Origin of the sequence: Streptomyces triculaminicus, from assembly GCF_017349075.1 — a bacterium.
Lineage (GTDB): Bacteria > Actinomycetota > Actinomycetes > Streptomycetales > Streptomycetaceae > Streptomyces > Streptomyces triculaminicus.
The window spans coordinates 259,283-279,789 of sequence record NZ_JAFMOF010000004.1 but is presented as its reverse complement, the minus strand read 5'-3'; the positions used below and the strand labels follow the sequence as shown (position 1 = coordinate 279,789).

The 20,507-nt window shown below is 71.2% G+C and carries 16 protein-coding genes and 3 pseudogenes; 8 read left to right on the top strand and 11 right to left on the bottom strand.

The window, feature by feature from the left end; translation table 11 throughout:
- Positions 1-9 precede the first annotated feature (9 nt).
- Together J1792_RS25225 and J1792_RS25220 are read right to left on the bottom strand one after the other, a co-directional pair.
- Positions 10-1,095 carry a nitric oxide synthase oxygenase gene (locus tag J1792_RS25225; protein WP_242646599.1) on the bottom strand — a complete coding sequence of 362 codons (1,086 nt, stop codon included), beginning with the start codon at positions 1,093-1,095 and terminating at the stop codon, positions 10-12.
- 305 nt (positions 1,096-1,400) lie between these two features.
- The gene (locus tag J1792_RS25220) at positions 1,401-2,840 is read right to left on the bottom strand and encodes a cytochrome P450 (RefSeq protein ID WP_179198902.1); all 1,440 of its coding nucleotides are present in this window, start codon (positions 2,838-2,840) and stop codon (positions 1,401-1,403) included.
- Between the two features lie 277 nt (positions 2,841-3,117).
- On the opposite strand from J1792_RS25220, the gene J1792_RS25215 reads away from it, so the two are divergent.
- Together J1792_RS25215 and J1792_RS25210 are read left to right on the top strand one after the other, a co-directional pair.
- On the top strand, positions 3,118-3,912 hold the full coding sequence (locus J1792_RS25215) for a 3-hydroxybutyrate dehydrogenase (RefSeq protein ID WP_086573551.1): 795 nt from the start codon (positions 3,118-3,120) through the stop codon (positions 3,910-3,912).
- A gap of 23 nt (positions 3,913-3,935) precedes the next feature.
- The gene (locus J1792_RS25210; protein WP_242646598.1) at positions 3,936-5,855 is read left to right on the top strand and encodes a helix-turn-helix domain-containing protein; all 1,920 of its coding nucleotides are present in this window, start codon (positions 3,936-3,938) and stop codon (positions 5,853-5,855) included.
- On the opposite strand, the gene J1792_RS25205 is transcribed toward J1792_RS25210, so the two are convergent.
- The 3 genes and pseudogenes from J1792_RS25205 to J1792_RS25195 form a co-directional block, all read right to left on the bottom strand.
- Positions 5,832-7,211, bottom strand: coding sequence for an MFS transporter (locus tag J1792_RS25205; protein ID WP_207248463.1), 1,380 nt, complete (start codon positions 7,209-7,211; stop codon positions 5,832-5,834). The genes J1792_RS25210 and J1792_RS25205 overlap by 24 nt on opposite strands.
- 284 nt (positions 7,212-7,495) lie before the next feature.
- A pseudogene (locus J1792_RS25200) lies at positions 7,496-7,615 on the bottom strand (IS5/IS1182 family transposase); the annotation flags it as partial.
- A gap of 46 nt (positions 7,616-7,661) precedes the next feature.
- Positions 7,662-8,381, bottom strand: a complete 720-nt coding sequence (locus J1792_RS25195; RefSeq protein ID WP_207248272.1) for a hypothetical protein — start codon at positions 8,379-8,381, stop codon at positions 7,662-7,664.
- 238 nt (positions 8,382-8,619) lie between these two features.
- Between J1792_RS25195 and J1792_RS25190 the strand changes: the two genes are divergently transcribed.
- Complete coding sequence (locus tag J1792_RS25190) at positions 8,620-10,176, top strand: carboxylesterase/lipase family protein (protein ID WP_179199059.1); 1,557 nt, start codon at positions 8,620-8,622, stop codon at positions 10,174-10,176.
- A gap of 352 nt (positions 10,177-10,528) precedes the next feature.
- Here J1792_RS25190 and J1792_RS25185 read toward each other — a convergent pair whose 3' ends face one another.
- Positions 10,529-11,197: an HAD family hydrolase gene (locus J1792_RS25185; RefSeq protein WP_086573796.1), complete on the bottom strand. Its 669-nt coding sequence runs from the start codon at positions 11,195-11,197 to the stop codon at positions 10,529-10,531.
- A gap of 32 nt (positions 11,198-11,229) precedes the next feature.
- Complete coding sequence (locus J1792_RS25180; RefSeq protein WP_242646597.1) at positions 11,230-12,432, bottom strand: MFS transporter; 1,203 nt, start codon at positions 12,430-12,432, stop codon at positions 11,230-11,232.
- Between the two features lie 89 nt (positions 12,433-12,521).
- Here J1792_RS25180 and J1792_RS25175 point away from each other — a divergent pair, with 89 nt between their 5' ends.
- Positions 12,522-13,283: a DeoR/GlpR family DNA-binding transcription regulator gene (locus J1792_RS25175; protein ID WP_086573793.1), complete on the top strand. Its 762-nt coding sequence runs from the start codon at positions 12,522-12,524 to the stop codon at positions 13,281-13,283.
- 264 nt (positions 13,284-13,547) lie between these two features.
- On the opposite strand, the gene J1792_RS25170 is transcribed toward J1792_RS25175, so the two are convergent.
- Positions 13,548-13,916, bottom strand: a complete 369-nt coding sequence (locus J1792_RS25170; RefSeq protein ID WP_143587818.1) for a hypothetical protein — start codon at positions 13,914-13,916, stop codon at positions 13,548-13,550.
- A gap of 34 nt (positions 13,917-13,950) precedes the next feature.
- Here J1792_RS25170 and J1792_RS25165 point away from each other — a divergent pair, with 34 nt between their 5' ends.
- The 4 genes and pseudogenes from J1792_RS25165 to J1792_RS25155 all read left to right on the top strand — a co-directional run bounded on the left by J1792_RS25165 (position 13,951) and on the right by J1792_RS25155 (position 15,614).
- Complete coding sequence (locus J1792_RS25165) at positions 13,951-14,622, top strand: hypothetical protein (protein WP_179199058.1); 672 nt, start codon at positions 13,951-13,953, stop codon at positions 14,620-14,622.
- Entirely contained in the window at positions 14,516-14,740 is a 225-nt protein-coding gene (locus tag J1792_RS35935; RefSeq protein WP_372446190.1) for a hypothetical protein, read from the top strand. Before J1792_RS25165 ends, J1792_RS35935 begins: the two co-directional genes overlap by 107 nt.
- A gap of 195 nt (positions 14,741-14,935) precedes the next feature.
- A pseudogene (locus J1792_RS35930) lies at positions 14,936-15,169 on the top strand (FAD-dependent monooxygenase); the annotation flags it as partial.
- Positions 15,170-15,443: 274 nt separating this feature from the next.
- On the top strand, positions 15,444-15,614 hold the full coding sequence (locus tag J1792_RS25155; RefSeq protein ID WP_179199056.1) for a hypothetical protein: 171 nt from the start codon (positions 15,444-15,446) through the stop codon (positions 15,612-15,614).
- A 92-nt stretch (positions 15,615-15,706) separates the two neighbouring features.
- Here J1792_RS25155 and J1792_RS25150 read toward each other — a convergent pair whose 3' ends face one another.
- The 3 genes and pseudogenes from J1792_RS25150 to J1792_RS35925 all read right to left on the bottom strand — a co-directional run.
- Complete coding sequence (locus J1792_RS25150) at positions 15,707-17,824, bottom strand: FG-GAP-like repeat-containing protein (RefSeq protein ID WP_207248270.1); 2,118 nt, start codon at positions 17,822-17,824, stop codon at positions 15,707-15,709.
- A gap of 267 nt (positions 17,825-18,091) precedes the next feature.
- A complete protein-coding gene (locus J1792_RS25145) occupies positions 18,092-19,939 on the bottom strand; it encodes an FG-GAP-like repeat-containing protein (protein ID WP_207248269.1) in 1,848 nt (615 codons plus the stop codon).
- A 284-nt stretch (positions 19,940-20,223) separates the two neighbouring features.
- Positions 20,224-20,496, bottom strand: a pseudogene (locus tag J1792_RS35925) (type I-E CRISPR-associated protein Cse1/CasA); the annotation flags it as partial.
- Positions 20,497-20,507 lie beyond the last annotated feature (11 nt).

Below are 20,507 nucleotides of genomic sequence, written 5' to 3'. Positions count from 1 at the left end.
CCCCGGCGCTCAGCTCCGCCCGACAGGGCAGGTCGTCGCAGCCGAGGGATGCGTGAAGGCCGGACGGTGCTGCTCGGTGTCGTAGTAGCGGTGGAAGACGGGGGTGGCCCCGCCCGAGAGGGGCGGGACGATCCACGACCAGTCGGCCCCGACCCGCCGGCCGGCCCGTTCCTCGCGGGCGATGTGGTCCAGGAAGCGCCGCGACTCGGTGTGGTGGTCGGTGATGGAGACGCCCGCCCGCTCGAAGGAGTGCAGCACGGCGATGTTCAGCTCGACCAGCGCCCGGTCCTTCCACAGGGAGCGGTCCCGGGAGGTGTCCAGGCCCAGCCGCCGGGCGATCTCCGGCAGCTGGTCGTAGCGGTCGGCGTCGGCCAGGTTGCGGGCGCCGATCTCGGTGCCCATGTACCAGCCGTTGAAGGGGGCCAGCGGATAGACCACGCCGCCGATCTCCAGCCGCATGCCGGAGACGGCCGGCACCGCGTACCAGCGCAGGCCCAGCCGGGAGAACCACGGCAGCCCCGGATGCTCGATCGGCACCTGGAGCACGGCCGAGTCCGGCACCTCGAACCACCGCGGCTTCTCGCCGCGGCCCTCCACCAGCAGGGGCAGCACGTCGAAGGGGGTGCCCGGCCCGCCGGGCCAGCCCAGGTCCTGGGCGAGGGCGGTGATCCCGGCGTTCACCGGGTCGCCTAGCACGGTGCCGTCGGGGCGGGTGTAGCCCGCGTAGCGCACCAGCTGCTCGTTGAGGATGCGCGGCCCCGGCCGCCCGGGGGCGTCGGGGGCGAAGACGGTGACGTACGGGCGTACGCGCCCGCCGTTGCCGGCCAGGCGCAGGTGCTGGACGGCCTCCTGCGCGATCCGCTCGGCATCGTCGACGTGGCGCAGGTCCCGTACCGCCAGGGAGCGCCAGTACAGCCGGCCGATGCAGCGGTTGCTGTTGCGCCAGGCGACCCTGGCCCCGAACGCGAGCTCCTCGCGCGTGTGCCGGTAGGTCCCGGTGCGGGTGATCTCCGAGGCGACCTCCGCCAGCCGCCGGTCGGGCGAGCCGGCACCGGGATTCTCGCGGTGGTGGAGGCGTATGAACTCCTCCGCCAAGGCGAGGACGGTACCGGCTCCCCGTAAGGCGTCCCCTCCCCGTGGTGCGTCGGGCGTCCGCAGGGTGCGCGGTATGGGATGTCCGGTCATCGCTGCTGGCCTCGTCGAGAGTCGTCGCGGTTCGGTCACACGCATCCCGGAGGACGGCCCACCGCCCCTTGGTGCCGCGCCCTTGCCGTGCGACGGACGAGAGGCCTGCCGGCCGCCCGGTCCCCGTAGGGGGAGGGCGGAGCACAGCCTACGAGGAAGCCCACGGGCCTGCCATGCGTATCCCTCAGCTGGTCTTCCCCGGCAGCCGGTCTCCCTCAGCAGGTGCCCGGGCGTTCCTCCAGGACCAGGGACTGGGCCGAGGGCATCAACAGGAAGCGCGGGACCGGCCGGACGGGTTCCGGATCGAGCGAGCGCAGGCGCCACCTCGAGCCGATCCCGGCGAGCGCCAGCATGGCCTCCGTCATTCCGTAGAACTCCCCCATGCACCGGCGCCGGCCCGCGCCGAAGGCGAGGAACGACTGCCGCTGACCCGGCGTGACGCGATCGGGCAGCCACCGGTCGGGATCGAAGACGTCCGGCCGGGGGAAGACGCCCGGATCGCGCTGGAGGGCGTAGGGGCTGACGATCACGTCGGCTCCGGCCGGGAGGGCGACCCCCGCGACCCGCGCCCGCTTCACCACGACCCTGCTGAGCATCCAGGCCGGCGGGTACAGGCGCAGCACCTCGGTCAGGACCCGCTTGGTGAAGGGGAGGTGCGGCAGGTCGTCGAAGGCGGGCTCGCGGCCGGAGAGCCTGGCGTCGAGCTCGGCCCACAGCCGCCGTTCCACCTCGGGATGGCGGGCCAGGACATGGAAGGTCCAGGCCAGCAGGGAGGCGGTGGTCTCCACGCCGGCGGCGAGCACGGACATGACCTGGTCCCGTACCTCCCCGTCGTCCGGAACACGGCCGCTCCCCTCCTCCGCGGCCATGATCGTCGACAGCAGGTCCCCCCGGTCCCGCTCCGCGCCGCGGTACTGTGCGATGACGTCGTCGACGGCCGCGTCGAGGCGGGAACGGGCCCGGGAGAAACGCCGGTTCGCCTGGGTGGGAACCCGGTGCGCCCAGGGCAGGGGGACGACCATCCGGCGCAGCATCCCCTGCAGGAGCACCGGCAGCGTGGCCGCCATCGTCTCCGCGGCCTGCCGGCCGGCGGGCGCGGAGACCAGCGTCCGGGAGACGACCGCCGCCGACAGGCGGTACATCTCGTCCCTGACCGGCACCGCGCGGCCGGGACGCCACAAGGCGGTGGTCTCCCGCACGCAGGCGCTCATCACGGGGGCGTAGCCGGCGACCCGGGTGCGGTGGAACGCGGGTTGCACCATGGGGCGTTGGAGTCGGTGCTCGTCCGCGCTGCAGGTGATCACGCCGTTGCCGACGAGGAGGCGGGCCGCCTCCATGAACGGCCCGCCCTTGTCGAAGCACCGCTGCTCCGAGGAGAGGACCTGCAGGGCCGCCTCCGTGCCGGTGACGAGGAACGCCTCGCGGCGGCCGATGAGCAGTCGTACCACCGGCCCCTCGCCGCCCTGCGAGCGCAGGAACGCGAGCGGATCCCGCAACAGCGGATGAGCGTGCCCGACCAGGGGCAGCGCCCCCGCGGCGGATTTGATCCCCGACCCGGCCCCGGATCCGGCCAGTGATCCGGTCCCGGACCCGGCCTCTGGCCTGATCCCGGACTCGATCGACTCGACCCCGGACTCGGTTTCCGAAGTGACCACGTGTGCGACCCCTGTCATGTCGGTTCGGCATGAGGTGGGCGGAAAAACCGGACAGACCTACGGCCACGCCGGGGCGGATCGTGCCTCGTGCGGGGCCGTCGGGCGACTCCATTCCACTACACGCAGTGCCCAGTTGGAAGCGGAACGTGATAATTGCTGGTACGGGGACCTGGAGCCGCCCCCTCCGGTCGCTGTGTGGCCGGCGCACACCCACACCCCGACCTCTGTGTGTCCACGCCCCGTCGATCCCCGCGCGCCGCCACCCTAGGGTGCCGCCATGACCGCCCCCTCGCCTTCACCCGGCCATCCGCCCGCCGAACTCGCCGGGCGCACCGCCCTCGTCACCGGCGCCGCCGGAGGCATCGGCGCCGCCTGCGTCCTGCGGCTCGCCGCGGCCGGGGCCCGGGTGCGCGCGCTGGACCGCGACGCCGCCGCGCTCGCGGAGCTCGCCCGGATAGCGGAGGGGGCGGGGGCGAGCGTCGAGACCGTCGTGCTCGACCTCGGCGACCTCGACGCGGCCGAACACGTCGCGGGCGGCGCCGACATCCTCGTCAACAACGCCGGCGTCCAGCTCGTACGCCCCATCGAGGACTTCCCGCCCGACGCCTTCCACACCATCCTCACCGTCATGCTGGAGGCGCCCTTCCGCCTGCTGCGCGGCGCGCTGCCGCACATGTACGCCCAGGGCTGGGGCCGCGTCGTGAACATCTCCTCCGTGCACGGGCTACGGGCATCCGCGTACAAGTCCGCCTACGTCGCCGCGAAACACGGCCTCGAGGGGCTCTCGAAGACGGCCGCCCTCGAAGGGGCCCGCCACGGCGTCACCTCCAACTGTGTGAGCCCCGGCTACGTCCGCACCCCACTCATCGAACGCCAGCTGTCCGACCAGGCCGACGCCCACTCCCTGCCCGCCGAACGCGTCGTCACGGACGTCCTGCTGGCCGGCCAGGCGCTCAAACGCCTCATCGAACCGGAGGAGGTCGCCGAGGCCGTCGCCTACCTCTGCGGGCCGCACGCCGGCGCCGTCACCGGTGCCACGCTGACGATGGACGGCGGATGGACCGCCCGTTGAGGCGGCCCCGCGATCCTGGTGCCATGCCCGACGACGCCACCGACAGCCCCTTCGCCGCGTACCTCGAACTCCTCGCGAGCGGCGCGCCCGCCGAAGCCTACGAGCGGCCCGTCCTGCGCGTCCGCGCCGACGGCGCGGACCCCGGCCGGCTCGCCGCCGTGGAACGGGCCAAGCTCCTCGCCCTGCGGGTACGGGCCGAACTCGAGGACCGCCGACGGCGCGAGGCCGAACTGGCCGCCCTCTTCGCCACCGCCCACGACCTGGCGGGGCTGCGCGACATCGACGCGGTGCTCCAGGCCATCGTGCGGCGCGCCCGCGCGCTGCTGGGCACCGACGCCGCCTACCTCACCCTCAACGACCCCGCCGCCGGCGACACGTACATGCGCGTCACGGACGGCTCGGTCTCCGCACGGTTCCAGGAACTGCGGCTAGGCATGGGGGAGGGGCTCGGCGGACTGGTCGCGCAGACGGCACGCCCGTACGCCACGGACGCCTATCTGCGCGACCCGCGCTTCCGGCACACCAGGATCATCGACTCCGGAGTGCGCGACGAGGGGCTCGTCGCCATCCTCGGCGTCCCCCTGCGGCTCGGCAGCGGCGTCATCGGGGTCCTCTTCGCCGCCGATCGGCGCTCCCGCGTCTTCGACCGGCGGCAGATCGCCCTCCTTTCCTCCTTAGCCGCCCACGCCGCCGTCGCCATCGACACCGCCAACCTCCTGGCCGAGACCCGCTCGGCGCTGGCCGAGCTCGAGACCGCCAACGAGATCGTCCGGGACCGCGGCGCCGCCGTCGAACGCGCCGCCGACGTCCACGACCGGCTCACCGAACTCGTCCTGCGCGGCGGCGGAGTCCACGACGTCACCGCCACCATCGCCGAAGTGCTCGGCGGCCGCGCCGAGTTCCTGGACGAGTTCTTGGACCCGGCGGCAGAGCCGCCGACCGCCGTCGAACGCTCACGCGCCGAAGGCCGCGCCGTCCGCCACGACGACGACTGGATCGCGGCCGTCACCGCCGGCGACGAACTGCTCGGCGCGATCCGCCTGTCCGACCGCCCCGGCCTCGACCCCGTCGACCGCCGCGCCCTGGAACGCGCCGCCATGGTCACCGCCCTCCTACGACTGGCCCGGCGCTCGGCGGGCGAGGCCGAACAGCGCGTACGCGGCGAACTCCTGGACGACCTGCTCGACGCCCCCGACCGCGCTCCCCGCCTCCTGCGCGAGCGGGCCGCCCGCCTGCGCGCCGACCTCGACGCGCCCCACCTCGTGCTCGCCGCCCGCATCGCGGACGAGGCCGCCGACGCCCCCGGCGACCGGCAACGCCTGGGGGCCGCCGCCGCCCACCTGGCCGCCACCGGCCACGGGCTCGCCGTCGCCCGGGACGGCGGCGCCGTGCTCCTCCTCCCGCACGGGCCGGGCGACGACGCCACCACGACCGCGCGCACCACCGCCCGCCGCCTGGAGGAAGCGGCCCACGCACCCGTCACCGTCGGCGCCTCCCGGCCCATCCCCGCGCCCGCCGCCCGCCCCGGCGACGTCGCCACCGCCTACGCCGAGGCGCGGCGCTGCCTGGACGTCCTGCACGCGCTCGGCCGCGGGGGCGAGGGCGCGGCGGCGGACGACTTCGGCTTCCTGGGCCTGCTGCTCGCCGGAACGGACGGCGGCACCCAGGCCGGGGAGTTCGTCACCCGGACGATAGGGCCGGTCATCGACTACGACACCCGGCGCGGCACCGCCCTCGTCCGCACCCTCGACGCCTACTACGCCTGCGGCATGAGCCCGGCCCGCACCAAGGACGAGCTGCACGTGCACGTCAACACCGTCTCCCAGCGGCTCGAACGCGTGGGCCGCCTCCTCGGCGCGGACTGGCAAACGCCGGCCCGCGCCCTGGAGATCCAGCTGGCCCTGCGCCTGCACCGCCTCTCACCCGCGCTCGGAGGCGAGTGAACGCCCTGCCTTCTCTTTCTTTTCATCCTCGGCGGCCAGGTCGCGGTGCCGGGTCTCCCGGGCACAGCCGACGGCCACGAGGGTGAGAACGGCGGCGGCCATCACATACAGGGCCACCGGGGTCGCGCTGCCGTGCTCGGCGAGCAGCGCGGTGGCGATGAGCGGAGCAGGCGCTCCGGCGGCCACGGACGAGAACTGCGCCCCGATCGAAGCGCCCGAGTACCGCACCCGGGTCGCGAACATCTCGGAGAAGAAGGCGGCCTGGGGCGCGTACATCGCACCGTGGAACACCAGCCCCACCGTCACCGCGGTGACCAGGGCCCCGAACGACCCCGCATCGACGAGCGCGAAGAACGGGAACGCCCACGCCCCCACGCCCGCCGCGCCCAGCAGATAGACAGGCCGCCGGCCGACCCGGTCCGACAGGGCACCCCAGGCGGGGATGACCGCGAAGTGCGCGGCCGAGCCGATGAGAACGGCGTTGAGCGCCGTCTGCTTCGACAGCTGCGTGTGCCCGGTCGCGTAGACGAGGACGAACGCGGTGATCACGTAGTAGCTGATGTTCTCCGCCATGCGCGCGCCCATGGCCACCAGCACGTCCCGCCACTGGTCCCGCAGCACCACGACGAGCGGCATCCGCTCGGCCGCGGCCGCCGCCCCGCCCTCCTGCGACGCCTGGGCCCGCTCCAGCGCGGCCCGGAACACCGGCGACTCGTCCACGGACAACCGAATCCACAGCCCCACCACCAACAACAGCCCCGACAACAGGAACGGAACCCGCCAACCCCACGCGAAGAACTCCGCATCCGACAACGTGGCCGTCAGCGCCGACAACACCCCCGTCGCCAGCAACTGCCCCGCAGGCGCCCCGGTCTGCGGCCACGACGCCCAGAACCCGCGCCGCCGCGCATCCCCGTGCTCCGACACCAACAGCACCGCACCACCCCACTCACCCCCCAGAGCAAACCCCTGCACTAGCCGCAGCCCGGTGAGCAGCACGGAAGCGAGAGCCCCGACCGTGGCATGTGTCGGCAACACTCCGATGGCACACGTCGCACCCCCCATCATCAGCAAACTCACCACCAACAGCCGCTTCCGCCCCAACCGATCCCCGTAATGCCCGAACACCAACGCCCCCAACGGCCGGGCCGCGAACCCCACGGCGTAGGTCAGGAACGACAGCAGCGTGCCGACGAGCGGATCGGACCCGGGAAAGAACAGCTTGTTGAAGACGAGCGCGGCGGCGGAGCCGTAGAGGAAGAAGTCGTACCACTCGATAGTGGTCCCGATGAGGCTGGCGACGACGATGCGGGGGAGTGAGTTGGGGGTTGGCGGGTGTGGTGAGGGGGTGGTCATGGTCACCGCTTCCGGGTGGGGGAGGGGTACGTCATTGCGTTGCCACACCGTAGGAAGCAGCAGGTGAGGGGCCTATGTGGCGGGGATACACAGTTCGGGGGCAGGGTATGCGTGGGGAGACCATGACAGGGCGGAGCGAGCCGCTCGCGAGACCCAACTCACATTGGGGAACCGATGAGGCAATTTGTCGCAATTGGCAGGTTTTGATGCTGCGGTGCTGACTTCCGTGCTGACTTGATGCTGACTGAAATCCCACGTCAGCACCCCTGATCACCGCTCCCGTGGCCGGCGTCGGCGAGCAGGTGCAAGACCGCCTCGTGCAGCCGGCCCCACACCCCGGCCCGCGACCAGATCAGGAACCTGCGGCGGACGGTCGACTTCGAAACCCCGAAACAGGGCGGAAGGCCCGCCAGGCCCTGGAGAGCACCCTTCTCCAGGGCCTGGCCGCGTCTAAGCCGGGTCCTGACTGTCACCTGCCAGCAGGAGCTGCGGCACCTGCGTGAACGTCCATCCCGGTCCTGACCGCACCAGCACCCACACCAGATCGAAGCGTGCGTCGGGCCAGTCCTCGGGCGGGGAGGGCCGCACCTCCCCGCCCAGCCCCTTGACGATCTCCGGAATGGCGTGGTGCTCCCACGAGACCAGCGTGCGGCCGTGCCGCGCGGCGAGTTCCTTGGCCAGCGCCTTCTCGTCACCGGTGCGGTACGTGACGTTCGTCCGTACTCCCAGCTTCGCCGCCACCGGCGCGACCGTCTCGCTCGGCCGCAGCCCCTTCGCCCCCGGGTGCGGGCCCGCGGCGTAGACGGCGTCCGGTCGCCGCAGGCCCTTGCGTGGCTCACCGCCCTCGGGGGCGAAGAGCGTCACCAGTGCGCCCGCCCGCTGCCAGCCGCGCACGAGCAGGGCGTGGTCGTTCCGCTCGCCGTCCTCGGTGATACCGAAGGGTGACTTCTTGCCGTTCTCCTTCGGCTTCTCGCCGTGCCGGACGATCATGATCATGTCCGCGCCCGACCCGGAACGGACCGCACCGGCGGGGGAGTCGGACGACGCGGCCGAAGCCTTGCCGCCGCCCTTGCCGCAGGCGGCCGTCAGGGACCCGGCCGCCGTCACCAGCCCGCCGGACGTGATCATCCGCAACAGGGTACGGCGGGGCGCCGCTGGGGCGTTTTCCATGAGCGGCTCCTTGTGGGTGAGGGCACGTCGGCTCCGTACGCGCCGCCAGGGCGACCTATGCCCCGGATTCCCCCGTACAGGTGATGGTCCGGGGCTGCGCGTCAACCGATTCTGGACTAAGGCGCATGGGAGTTCGGCATGGGGCCTCCACGCGCGGGAGCGTGGCACGGTCGAGGGAGAAGATCTGGTGTTCCCGAGGAACAGCCGGCGGTACGGCCGCCACCTTGCCGTGGCTGTCATGAGCTTGGCGCTCACCGCCGCGGTGAGCGCCCCCGCGGCGGGCAGCGGCGGCGACGCCCCGGCCGGCTGCCGGGCGCGGACCTCGCTCGGCGCGGTGCGGGGTGTTGAGAAGAGCGGTGTGTGCACCTACCTCGGTGTGCCGTACGCCGCGCCGCCCACCGGCGCCCGCCGGTTCCGGCCCCCCGAGCCGCCCGCCGCCTGGCAGGACACCCTCCTGGCCGACAAGGCGAAGCCGCCGTGTCCTCAGGACCTCGCCGACGGTGACGGCAGCGGCGTCGAGGACTGCCTGCACGTTAACGTGTGGTCCTCCCGCACACCCGGTGGTCACAAGCCCGTCATGGTCTTCCTGCACGGCGGCGAGGACATCTACGAGTCCGCGAGCGACGTCCTGGACGACGGTGCCGCTCTCGCGGCACGCGGCGACGCGGTCGTCGTCTCGGCCGATTACCGCCTGGGGATCCTCGGCTGGACGGAACTCGGCGGCCTGGACCGCTCGTACGCCGGATCCGGCAACAACGGCCTGCGGGACGAGGTCGCCGCGCTCTCCTGGGTGCACGACCACGTCCGCGACTTCGGCGGCGACCCGGGTAACGTCACCGTCTTCGGGCAGTCGGCGGGCGCCGTCTCCGTCGACGCCCTGCTCGCCGGGGACCGGCCGGAGCGCCTCTTCCGACGCGCCATCGCCGAGAGCGGCCCCGCGAACGCCGTGCAAACCGCCCACTCGGCACGGACGGCCGCCGAGCGCGTCTTCACGCTCGGCGGCATCCACGGCGTCGACGATCTCAAGGCCCTGTCCACGCGGCAGATCCTGGAGCTCCAGAAGAAGACCCGGGCCGGCCTGCCGGGGTTCTCCGGCGCCGTGTTCTTCGCGCCGTACATCGACGGCTCGCTGGTCCCCGGCCCTGTCGTCGACCGGATCACCGCGGGCAGCGCCCGCAACGTCGACGTCATGGCCGGCACCAACACCAATGAGACGGACTTCTGGGCGCTGTTCACCCCGGACCTGCTCAAGCTGCCACTCCGCGCCTACCCTTTCTTCCCGCCCGTGCTCGCGGCCCGCAAGCAGCGGATGTACGACGTCTACGCCGCGGACCGCCCCGGGCTGAGCGAGGGCCGGGTGGTGAACGCCATGCTCACCGACCAGTTGGAGCGGGTGCCCACGCTCCGGCTCGCCGAGGCCCAGTCCCGCTGGCGCCCCACGTACGTCTACCAATTCGACTGGCATGTCCCGTATGCGACGGGTGTGCCGGAGGCCCAGAACCTGGGTGCCATGCACCAGTTGGAGATGCCCTTCGTCTTCGGCAACCTCGACCTCGGGTGGGTGCCGCGCGGGTCCGCGGCCGTCGATGCCCAGCGGCCCGCGCTGACGCGCCTGTCGCACGCGATGACGGACGCCTGGACGGCGTTCGCCCGCCTCGGTACCCCCGGCTGGCGCCCGTACCGGACCACGGACCGGGCCACCCTCATCTGGAACCTGACGCCTCGCGTCGAGCGCGCCCCGCTGGAGAAGGAGCGCGCCCTGTGGGACGACTACTCCTTCCCTTCCCAGGACTGATGAGCACATTGAATCGCCCGGGTCGGCAGCTGGCAGGGGCGTGCGCGATGATCGCCCTCGTTCCGGCCGCGCGGTGGGGCGCTCACCGGGCAGAGTGAGGGCGCACACCAGGAGGGTGCGCCCAACTCTTGTACGGCCGCATCGCGCCGGCATCCTTCAGCGCCGGGTATTGGTCGAGATTATCCATGCCGCGACCACCCGGAATGTCGACTCACTAGGGTCGGCGTCTTGTGGGTCGGCGGAGTCGAGATGACGACATCCGGACGGCTGCTGGGGTTGTGGTCGGCTTGCTGTAGGGTCCCGCATCCCTTGGCATGAAAGGCCGTTCTGGCCTGCCGTCTCTCATGCTGTGTCATGTCAGGCATGCTGAGTCAGTCTCAGGAAGCGTGTCATTTCCACGTGGCCGTTGAGTCGTCGACCAGGTGTCGATGACGGCTGCCAGCTCGTCGCGGTCGGTGAAGAGGTGTCCGTTCATGCCGGTGGCCAGCGCGGCGCGTACGTTCTCCTCGCGGTCGTCGACGAAGAGGAAGTCCGTCGGGGCGGCCCGCATGGCGACGATGCAGTGATGGAAGGCTGCTGGGGTCGGCTTCGCTACTTTGATTTTCCCGGAAAAGGCGACGTGATCCAGGTTGTGCAGCCAGGGCTGCGCAGCGAGGAAGGCGTCCGCGTGATCCGAGGGGATGTTGGACAGCAACGCGACCTCCGCGACCTCGCGGAGGGACTGGACGTAGGCGATCATCTGGTCGTCGACGCGTGACCAACTGTCGATGTCGGTGAGGCGTAGTTCCTCGATCGTGTCGGCATCGACGGACAGGGACAGCCGTCTCAGTACGGCGGTCCAGTACTCGGGTGCGGACTGCCGGCCTGCGTCGTAGGGCGGGCGGCAGGCCCAGTAGGCCGTGGTGAAGGTGTCGGTGGGTGCGTGGCAGCGGGCGGCCATCTTTTTCAGGGCGCCCGGGCGTTGGTGGCGGGCGATGACCCCGAAGAGGTCGAATAGAACGATGTTCCGGTCGGTGGACATGGTGGTGGGTTCCTCCGGATCCCGAGAGGCGGTCAGTGGCTGCTTGCTGTCATCTCGTGCGTGCGGTCGGATCCGGTGCGCAGGACTCCCGCGGCCACAGCGGTGATCGCGCACAGCAGGGTCAGCAGTACGAAGGCGTGGTTCAGGGGGACGAGGTGGGTCAGCCAGCCGATGGCGGCGGGGCCGGTGAGCATGCCGAGGTAGCCGAGCCCGGCGACGCGGGAGACATTGGCTCCTGCAGCGGACGGGTCGGCGTGCCCGGCTGCGCTGAACAACTGCGGGACACAGCCGGACAGCCCCAGACCGAATAGCGCCCAGCCCGCGAACGCGGCCCATATCCACGGGGAGAGGGCCACGATGGTGATGCCGACGGCAGCCGTGGCCGCGCCGTAGCGCAGGACCGCCATGGACCCGGACCGGGCGACGAGGCGGTCGGCGAGCAGCCGTGCGATGGTCATCGTTGCCGCGAAGGTGCCATATGCGAAGGCGGCAGTGCTCGTGGGTGCACCCAGGATGTCCTTGAGGTGCAGCGCGCTCCAGTCGTTGGCGGCTCCCTCGCACAGCATGACCATCAGAGCCAGGGCGGCGAGGATCCAGATGCGCCCGCTGGTGTTGCGGTGCTTGGCGGCCCGCGCTTGCCCGGCCTGTTCCGCAGTGTCGGTGTCGGTAGCGGGGGGTGCGGCCGGCAGCAGGGCGCGAGCTGACACGAGGGCGATCCCGATGCCCAGGGCTCCCACGCCGGCCATGCCCGCGGCCGGGCTCAGGCCGGCGCTCGCCACGGCCGCGCCGACGAGCGAGGCCAGTACTCCGCCGACCGAGAACGTGGCGTGGAAGGCCGACATGACGGGACGGCCGTACGCCTTCTCGACGTGCACGGCGTGGGCGTTCATGCTCACATCCAGGCAACCGTTGCAGAAACCGAACGCCAGCAGGGCACCGGCCAGCGTCCACGGGTCTCGGGAAAGGCCGGGCAGCACCAGGGCCGCGCTGCACAGAACGCCAGTGGCGGGGACGACGATGCGCGCTCCGAGCCGGTCGGTCAGCCGCCCAGCCGCCTGCATGCCGAGGAAGGCCCCGAGCCCGAGCAGCACCAGGAGTCCCCCGAGTGTCGCGTGGCTGATGCCCACGCGCTCTTCGATGGCGGGGATGTGCACCACCCAGGCGCCCATCGTGGTGCCGCAAAGAATGAAGTAGACAAAGGTCGCCACGCGGGCAGCCCGAAGCGAATGGTCCATGCCCGCCACCGTAAAGAACATCTGACGTGTTTGAATACTGTCACTTCGCACACATTGAGTGTTCGTTTAGTGGGGTGTTCAATCGCGGTATGAGCAACGCACAACGGCACGGGATGATCGCGCAGGCCGTCAGAGAGTCGGGCAGGATCACGGTCCAGGAACTCGCCGCGCTGACCGGGGCCTCCGAGATGACCATCCGGCGCGACCTCGACGTGCTGGCCGCGCAAGGCGTCCTCGAGCGGGTCCGTGGCGGGGCGCGCACCCTGCTGCTCCGGGGCCAGGAGCCGCCCTTCTCGCTGCGTGCTCACGAGGCCGTCGATGCCAAACGCCGCATCGCGGCTGAGGTGTCCTCGCTCATCGCCGACGGCGAGACCGTCCTCCTCGACAGCGGCACCACCTGCCTGGAGATCGCCCACCTGCTGCGCCAGCGGCCGGTCACGGTGATGCCCCTGTCCCTGCAGGCCATCCGTGTCCTCGGCGAGGGCCCGGCTGCGGCCACGCTGATGGTGCCCGGCGGGCAGCCGAGGGCCGCCGAGGGAGCCCTCACGGGCCCCCTCACCCTCGCGTCCCTGGCGGCGCTGCGCTTCGACACTGCCGTCATGGGCTGCTGTGGTCTGAGCGCAGCCGAGGGCCTGACCGCCTACGACCTCGATGACGCGGCCGTGAAAAAGGCCGGCATCGCCTCCACGCGCCGCATCATCGTCGCCGCCGACGGCAGCAAGCTCGGCCACACCGCCTACGCCTACGTCGGCCCCGCCACACTGCTGCACATCCTCGTCACCGACACCTCAGCACCTGCTGACGAGGTCACCGCGCTCGAAGGCACCGGCATCATCGTCAAGGCCGTCTGACAAGACTGCTCCGCTCCGCGCGAGCCCTGATGTCGAGCTCACCACCTGGCCCCCGCTTGCCGGAGCGGCGTACGTCGAAACGCCTGGCCAGATCCTCGACACCGCCGCCCGAATCGACCGGCACCTCTCACAGACCATCACCGAGACACTGTTCGTCCCGCTGGCCCAGCAGATCATCCAAGGCCGCGCAGCCCTCGCCCCCGTCCTGGGTCACCGGGACCGGCTGGATGGGGCAAGTCAGGACCTGTACGGAGTCGACGACTGCTACAGGACCACGGTCAGGCCAGCGGGATTTCGAGGCAGGAGGGGGCGTCGGCCGGTGACGAGACGGTGATGGAGGTGCCGAGCTTGTTGGCGTCGCCATAGAAGGGGTCCGTGGAGCGGCCGGGGTTCGCCGGGCGGGTGCTTCCACAGCGCGCCGTCCAGCCCGGCCCCGTAGGCCCCGGACACCGTCACCCGGCTGAACCGGACCAGTCGGCGGGCCTCCGTGGCTTCCTCGGCCCGCAGGGGCGCCAGCCCGGCGGTGTCGCCCGACTCCAGCGCGCCGACGAACCGCGTCAGTAACGCCCCGTCCAGCTCCGGGTAGAGACTCACCGGCAGGGCCCGGCTCTCCCGGTCTTCGTCCGACGGCACGAGTTGAGCGTGGTCGTGCTTCCGGCCAATGCCGGTGGCAGACCTCGCGGGCAGGGCCCGACGGCCCTGCCCCTCGGGCGCGGACCTCGTGCTGGACGGCGTCGCCTTCGCCCTGACACCGGACCGGTGGGACATGGTCCAGGCCGTAGCCCTCAACACCGCACTGGATCGTGTCGATTCCGCGGCCGAGCGCCGACTGCCGTGCTTCCCCGCCGATATGACGACGGCCGGGCCCGGGACCGCGGTACTGGTCGAGCTGAGCACGGGCGGAGTGCGGCAGGCCCCGCTCGTCCTGCCGGTCACCACCGGAACCGGCCGCACTCTCGTGCCGGTCCCACGCGCCGTGCCCGGAGCGCCGGCCGACGGCGCGTCACGCGACCTGGAGCTCGTCTTCGGGCCGGTGCGTCTGCGTCGTCTGACGCTCGGATTCGCCGGCAGCACGGTCTTCGTCGCGATCGACGCGGTCTTCACCACCGGGCCCGTGGAGCTCGCGCTGCTCGGCCTCGGCATCGGGCTCAATGCCGAGATGCGGCCCCGTACCGGTGCTGCGGGGCGCGGCTCTGCTGCTGGAGAAACCGCCGCTGCGGGTTGTCGGCGCGCTGGAGCGTCGTACCAAGGCCGGGTACAAGGAGCTGATCACCGGTGCGCTCGCGGTGGAGACGGGGTTCCTCGCCCTTCAGGCCGTGGGCAGTTACGCGCGCAGTGATGCCGGCTGGTCGTCCGTCTTCCTCTTCGGCGAGGCCAGTGCGACGTGCTCATCGCCGGGGCCGGCCCGGTGGGGCTCTGGCTCGCCGCGGAGTTGCGGCTGCACGGGGTGGAGGTGACCGTCGTGGAACGCCGGGCGGCACCGGACGGACGGTCGCGCGCGGTCGGCATGCAAGCCGGCACGCTGGACACCTTCGCCACCCGCGGCCTCGCGGAACGGTTCATAGAGCGCGGCACCCCGGTGCCGACCCGGCCACTTCGGCGCGGCGACCACCCGGCTGGACTTCTCCACCGTCGGGGCGGTGCACCCCTTCATGCTGGCGCTCGGTCAGTCCGTCACCGAACAGCTCTTGGAGGAGCACGCGGTCGCCGTGGGCGCCCGGGTGCTGCGCGGGGAGGAGGTCGTCTCGCCCACCCAGGGGCCGGACGCCGTCGAGACGGTGATCCGGGCCGACGGCACCCACCGGACCGTGCGGGCCCGCTGGGTGGTGGGCTGCGACGGCACCCGCAGTGCGGTGCGCCAGGCGGCCGGCATCGACTTCCCCGGTCAGGACACCACCCTGACCGGGTGGCTCGCCGACGTCGAACTCGACGATCCGCCCACTGTGCCGCTCGCCGCCACCGGGCCGGCCGGTTCGTTCCTGGCGGCCCCGATCGGCGACGGCGTCCACCGACTGGCGGGGCTCTCCACGGCCACCATGCACCACGGCACCGGCGAACCGCTGACCCTGGAGGAGGTGCGCGAGCAGACCCGCGCACTGCTGGGACGGGACCTGGGCATCCGCAAACCCCCGGTGGCTCTCGCGCTACTTCTCCGACAACGTGAACACCCACACCTCGGAGGACTTCTCCATCGCCATGCGCGACCGGACGGGCGACACCGGTCCGGCCGTCGAACGGACCTCCTTCGGCAGCGACGGCACGCCGTCGAAGTTCACCTGGACCGAGGCCGACGTCCTCAACTGGAACACCGCCAAGCCCTACGACTTCTGAGCCCTGCCCAGGAGGGGGAAACAGCTCCGGGCCGACCGCACACCGCGGTCGGCTCGGAGCGAGCCGGCGCCTTGCGGCGGCCGTGCCCCGGCTCAGCCGAGGTCGCTGCGGTACCAGTTCCAGCTGGTGGACTTCTCGTTGTCCCAGACCTTCACCGGCCGGGAGACCGCGTCGTCACGCCCCGCCAAGGTGTGCAGCGCGACCTCGTTCTTCCCGTCCTTCTCCTGGCCCTTGTTGTAGAGGACGCCCAGGTCGGCCTTGCCGTCGCCATCGAAGTCACCGGCTACGAGCTTGCTGCGGTCGGCGTTCCAGCTGCCGGTCGTGGTGTCGTTGTTGTCCCACGCGCGCTTGGGGGCGTTGATGCCGTCGGCCCGGCCGTAGGCGATGTGGAAGGCCGTACGGTTGCTCCCGGACTTGTCCATGCCCTCGTCGTAGAGCATGCCGAGGTCGGCCTTGCCGTCGCCGTTGAAGTCCCCGGCCACCGGCTTGCTGCGCTCCCAGTTCCAGGATCCGGTGGTGCGGTCGTTGTTGTCCCAGACCCGCTTCGGCCGGGTGATCGCGTCGGTGGTTCCGTAGGCGATGTGGAAGGCGGTGCGGAAGTCGCCGGTGTTGTCCTTGCCCTCGTTGTAGAGGATGCCGAGGTCGGCTTTGCCGTCGCCGTTGAAGTCCCCGGCGACGGGCTTGCTGCGCTCCCAGTTCCAGGATCCGGTGGTGCGGTCGTTGTTGTCCCAGACCCGCTTCGGGCCCCGGATCCCGCCGTCGTACGAGTACATGACGTGGAAGGCCGTGTGGTTCATGTTGTCGTCGCCCTGACCCTCGTTGTAGAGGATGCCGACGTCCGCCTTGCCGTCGCCGTTGAAGTCGCCCGCGACCGGCTTGCTGCGCTCCCAGGTCCAGCTGCCCGTGGTCCGGTCGTTGTTGTCCCACACCTTGGCCGGGGCCTTGAACGACTTGCCGTCGCTGATGAACTCGTACAGCGAGGTGCGGAAGTCACCGGTGTCGTCCCGGCCGTCGTTGTACAGGACCGCGACGTCCGTCTTCCCGTCGCCGTTGAAGTCCCCGACGGTCATCTTGCTGCGGTCGGCGTTCCAGCTTCCGGCGGACGACGCCTCGTTGTCCCACACCTTGACGGGGGCGTCGAAGCCGTGACCGTTGCTGGTGAACTTGTACAGCGAGGTCATGTTCTTGCCCGCGTCGGACCTGCCGTTGTTGTAGAGGACGGCGATGTCGGCCTTGCCGTCGCCGTCGAAGTCGCCGGTGGTGGTGCTGGGCACCGCCTTGTTGGCGACGAAGAAGCCGGAGGCGGCGGACATCGGGCCGTCCTTCCCTGCGGCGTTCTTGGCCCGGACGGTCAGGGTGTGCGGGCCGTCCGCCAGTTCGGTGGTGTCCAGCGACGCGGCGAACTCGGTGCCGGGGCTGGCGACGGAATCCACCGGCCGGCCGTCGACGTAGAACTCCATGCCCGAGGGGGTGCCGACGCTCTCGGATGCCGAGGCGGTGAGGGAGACCTGACCGTCCAGGATCGCCTGGTCCGCCGGGCCGGTCACCTTGGCCACGGCCGGGCTTGCGCTGGTGTCCTCGGCGCCCGGCTCGGGGGTGACGGGCCCGTCGACTATCTTGTCGTAGCGGTACGCCCCGTAGCCGTCGGTGGGGTGGCCCGAGAGCCAGGAGTCGTTGAAGTTCCCCACATAGCGCTGAGTGACCACTCTGCGGCCGCTCTCGGAGTAGTAGTAGAACTTCTGGGCCGACTTGTCGATCCACCCGGCGAAGATGATGACGTGGCTCTGCGTGTTGTTGAGGATGTCGCCGGGCTTGAGGTCGGACCTGCTGATCCGGGTCGTGACATCGCGCAGGGACCAGGTGTTGCGGCTCTGGTCGAGCATCCAGGCCATGGAGACGTAGCCCGAGCAGTCCTGGCGGTACCAGCCGCCCGTCGCCTCGTCCTTGTACCAGTTGTAGGGCGAGCTGAGGCCGTTTTCGCTGTACGGAACCTTGTTGGCGGCCCAGTCTCTCGCCCGGTCCAGCACCTGCTGCCGCGTGACGCGGCTTCCGGCGGCGGCACCGTGACCGAGGGTGCCCGTCGAGACCACCGGCATCCCGTCGGACTGCCGGGACTCGGCCTGGGCCGTCCCGGTGGCCAGGGCGGCCGACGCGATCGCGGTCACGAGGAGCAGGGACGCGCCACGGCGGGCGGTCTTCTTCACAAGCATGGGTGTCTCCAGACACGTCGAAGCAAGGAACAGTGCAGGGGTGACGAGAAGCCCCCTGGTAAGCAGGGGGCGTATGACGCGGCCGCACAGGCGGTGCGGCGTCGCGTGGTGAGTGCCTGCATCACCTTGACGAAGCGCGTCGCGAAGATGTGACGGCGGAGACGAAATTGCTTCGAGTTGTTCTGGAGAAGCCGAAGCCCCCGCCGTGCGGCGGGGGCTTGTGGGTGCCGAGGCGACGGACGGCAGGGGGGGACACGCCCGCCCGTGTCAGGCCAGGTCGCTGCGGTACCACCGCCAGGAGCTGAACGTACGGCTGCCCCAGGACTCGACCGGCGGGGAAACCGCTTCGGCGCGGCCGGCGAAGGTGAACAGCTTCACCTCGCCCTTGCCGTCGGGGCTCTCGCCGCCGTTGTAGAGGACGCCCAGGTCGGCCTTGCCGTCGCCGTCGAAGTCACCGGCGGTCAGCTTGGCGGAGTCGGCGTTCCAGCTGCCGGTGGTGCGGTCGTTGTTGTCCCACGCGCGCTTGGGGGCGTTGATGCCGTCGGCGCGGCCATAGGCGATGTGGAAGGCCGTGCGGAAGTCGCCCGTGTTGTCCTTGCCCTCGTCATAGAGGATGCCGAGGTCGGCTTTGCCGTCGCCGTTGAAGTCCCCGGCGACGGGCTTGCTGCGCTCCCAGTTCCAGCTGCCGGTCGTCCGGTCGTTGTTGTCCCAGACCCGCTTCGGCCGGGTGATCGCGTCGGTGGTTCCGTAGGCGATGTGGAAGGCGGTGCGGAAGTCGCCGGTGTTGTCTTTGCCCTCGTTGTAGAGGATGCCGAGGTCGGCTTTGCCGTCGCCGTTGAAGTCCCCGGCCACCGGCTTGCTGCTCTGCCAGTTCCAGGACCCGGTCGTCCGGTCATTGTTGTCCCATGCCCGCTTCGGCTCCCGGATCCCGCCGGCCGTGGCGTAGGCGATGTGGAAGGCGGTACGGAAGTCGCCGGTGTTGTCCTTGCCCTCGTTGTAGAGGATGCCGACGTCCGCCTTGCCGTCGCCGTTGAAGTCGCCCGCGACCGGCTTGGACCGCTTCCAGTCCCAGGACTGGGTGCTCCGCCACTGCTTCACCGGCTTGCCGAAGCCGGAGCCGTTGCTGGTGAAGGTCCACAGGGCGGTGCGGTTGTTCTTGGCGTCGTCCTGGCCCTCGTTGTAGAGGACGCCGATGTCGGTCCTGCCGTCGCCGTTGAAGTCCCCGGCGGTGACCTTGGAGCTTGCCCAGTCCCAGGAGCCGGTCCCGGCTTCAAGGTTGTCCCACACCTTCACCGGCGTGGCGAACGAGCCCCGGCCCGTGCTCAGCAGCGTCCACAGAGCGGTGTGGTTGTCGTTGCCCTCCCGGTCGTAGCCGTAGAGGATCGCGATGTCGGCCTTGCCGTCGCCGTTGAAGTCGCCGGTGGCCTGCCCGGCCGTGCCCCGGTTGGCGACGAAGAAGGAGACGCCCGAGGACATCGGCCCGGTCTGGCCGGCGTCGTTGACCGCGCGGGCGGTCACGGTGTGCGGTCCCTCCGCCAGGGCCGTGGTGTCCAGGCTCACGCTGTACGAGGGCCCGGACCCGGAAGCCGTACCGACGGCGTCGCCGTCCACGAAGAACGTGGCCCCGGTCGGCTTTCCCTCCTCCTCGGTCACGGACGCGGACAGCGTGACCGTACCGCCGAGGACGCCACGGCCCTCCGGGCCCGTGACACGGGCGACGGGCGGGGTGGCGCGCGGGTACGGATCGACGCCGTCGTTGACCAGGCCCTCCCGGCGAGCGCAGTTGCCCCACTGGCTCGCCCCGGAACCCCGGAGGATCCTCTCCGCGACGGTGATCTGCTCCTTCTTGGACGCCTTGTGCGGATACTCGGCGAACTCCCGTCCGTTGTAGGCGTCCCAGGTGGGTTTCATGATCTGGAGGCCGCCGTAGTAGGGGCCCTCGGGGTTGATGACGGTCCAGTCGCCCGTGCTCTCGCACTGGGCGATCCGCTCCCACATCGCCAGGGAGGCGGCGGAGGCGGGAGGGGCGGAGGTGAGAAGTGCGGCGGGGGCGAGGGCGGATATGAGGGCGGCGGAGAGAGCGAAACGCACGGCGCCGCGGGATCTTCTGGGCATGGAGGAAGTCCTGTGGATGAGAGAAGGGTGCACCGCGAGGGTGTACGGCGACCGCATGGGTGGTGCGGTGCCGCATGGTGAGTGCCTGCATCCACATTGACGAAGCGCATCGCGCAGTTGTGACGGCGGAGACGAAGTTGGTTTGACGGCTGCTGGTACGGGTCCGTGCGAGAGGCAGCGCTCACAAGGGTTTCCCGGGCTGATGCGTTCGTAGTCCAGGCCCGGCTGGTGGTCAGTTCCTGCAGCGGCGGCCTCGCGGCCGATCCGATGCAGTTGGCCTGCCACGCGGCGCGCTGCCAGGGCAGGTCCTCATGCTGGTGGAGGTCGGCCAGCCAGGTGCGGAACGCTGCGTCGACAGCGGCGAACCCCGCAAGACGGGCGGCCTCTTGCCTGCTGGTTCCGTCGTCATCCACCGCGCGGTCCACGGTGGCGGCGACGTCGCCGAGGGCCAGCGTGGCCCGCTCGGTTTCCGCCAGAGCCTCCACCGTGGCGCGGCCCAGGTCCGGGTCGCTGAGCGCGGGGGCCGGCAGCACCTCGTCGACGGTCGCCGCGATCACGGACTACTAGC

Excerpts from the sequence above, each read along its gene's own strand:
- J1792_RS25215 (WP_086573551.1), top strand. The coding sequence starts at position 3,118 with ATGACCGCCCCCTCGCCTTCACCCGGCCATCCGCCCGCCGAACTCGCC.
- J1792_RS25210 (WP_242646598.1), top strand. The coding sequence starts at position 3,936 with ATGCCCGACGACGCCACCGACAGCCCCTTCGCCGCGTACCTCGAACTC.
- J1792_RS25205 (WP_207248463.1), bottom strand. The coding sequence starts at position 7,211 with ATGACCACCCCCTCACCACACCCGCCAACCCCCAACTCACTCCCCCGC.
- J1792_RS25195 (WP_207248272.1), bottom strand. The coding sequence starts at position 8,381 with ATGGAAAACGCCCCAGCGGCGCCCCGCCGTACCCTGTTGCGGATGATC.
- J1792_RS25190 (WP_179199059.1), top strand. The coding sequence starts at position 8,620 with ATGAGCTTGGCGCTCACCGCCGCGGTGAGCGCCCCCGCGGCGGGCAGC.
- J1792_RS25185 (WP_086573796.1), bottom strand. The coding sequence starts at position 11,197 with ATGTCCACCGACCGGAACATCGTTCTATTCGACCTCTTCGGGGTCATC.
- J1792_RS25180 (WP_242646597.1), bottom strand. The coding sequence starts at position 12,432 with ATGGACCATTCGCTTCGGGCTGCCCGCGTGGCGACCTTTGTCTACTTC.
- J1792_RS25175 (WP_086573793.1), top strand. The coding sequence starts at position 12,522 with ATGAGCAACGCACAACGGCACGGGATGATCGCGCAGGCCGTCAGAGAG.
- J1792_RS25150 (WP_207248270.1), bottom strand. The coding sequence starts at position 17,824 with ATGCTTGTGAAGAAGACCGCCCGCCGTGGCGCGTCCCTGCTCCTCGTG.
- J1792_RS25145 (WP_207248269.1), bottom strand. The coding sequence starts at position 19,939 with ATGCCCAGAAGATCCCGCGGCGCCGTGCGTTTCGCTCTCTCCGCCGCC.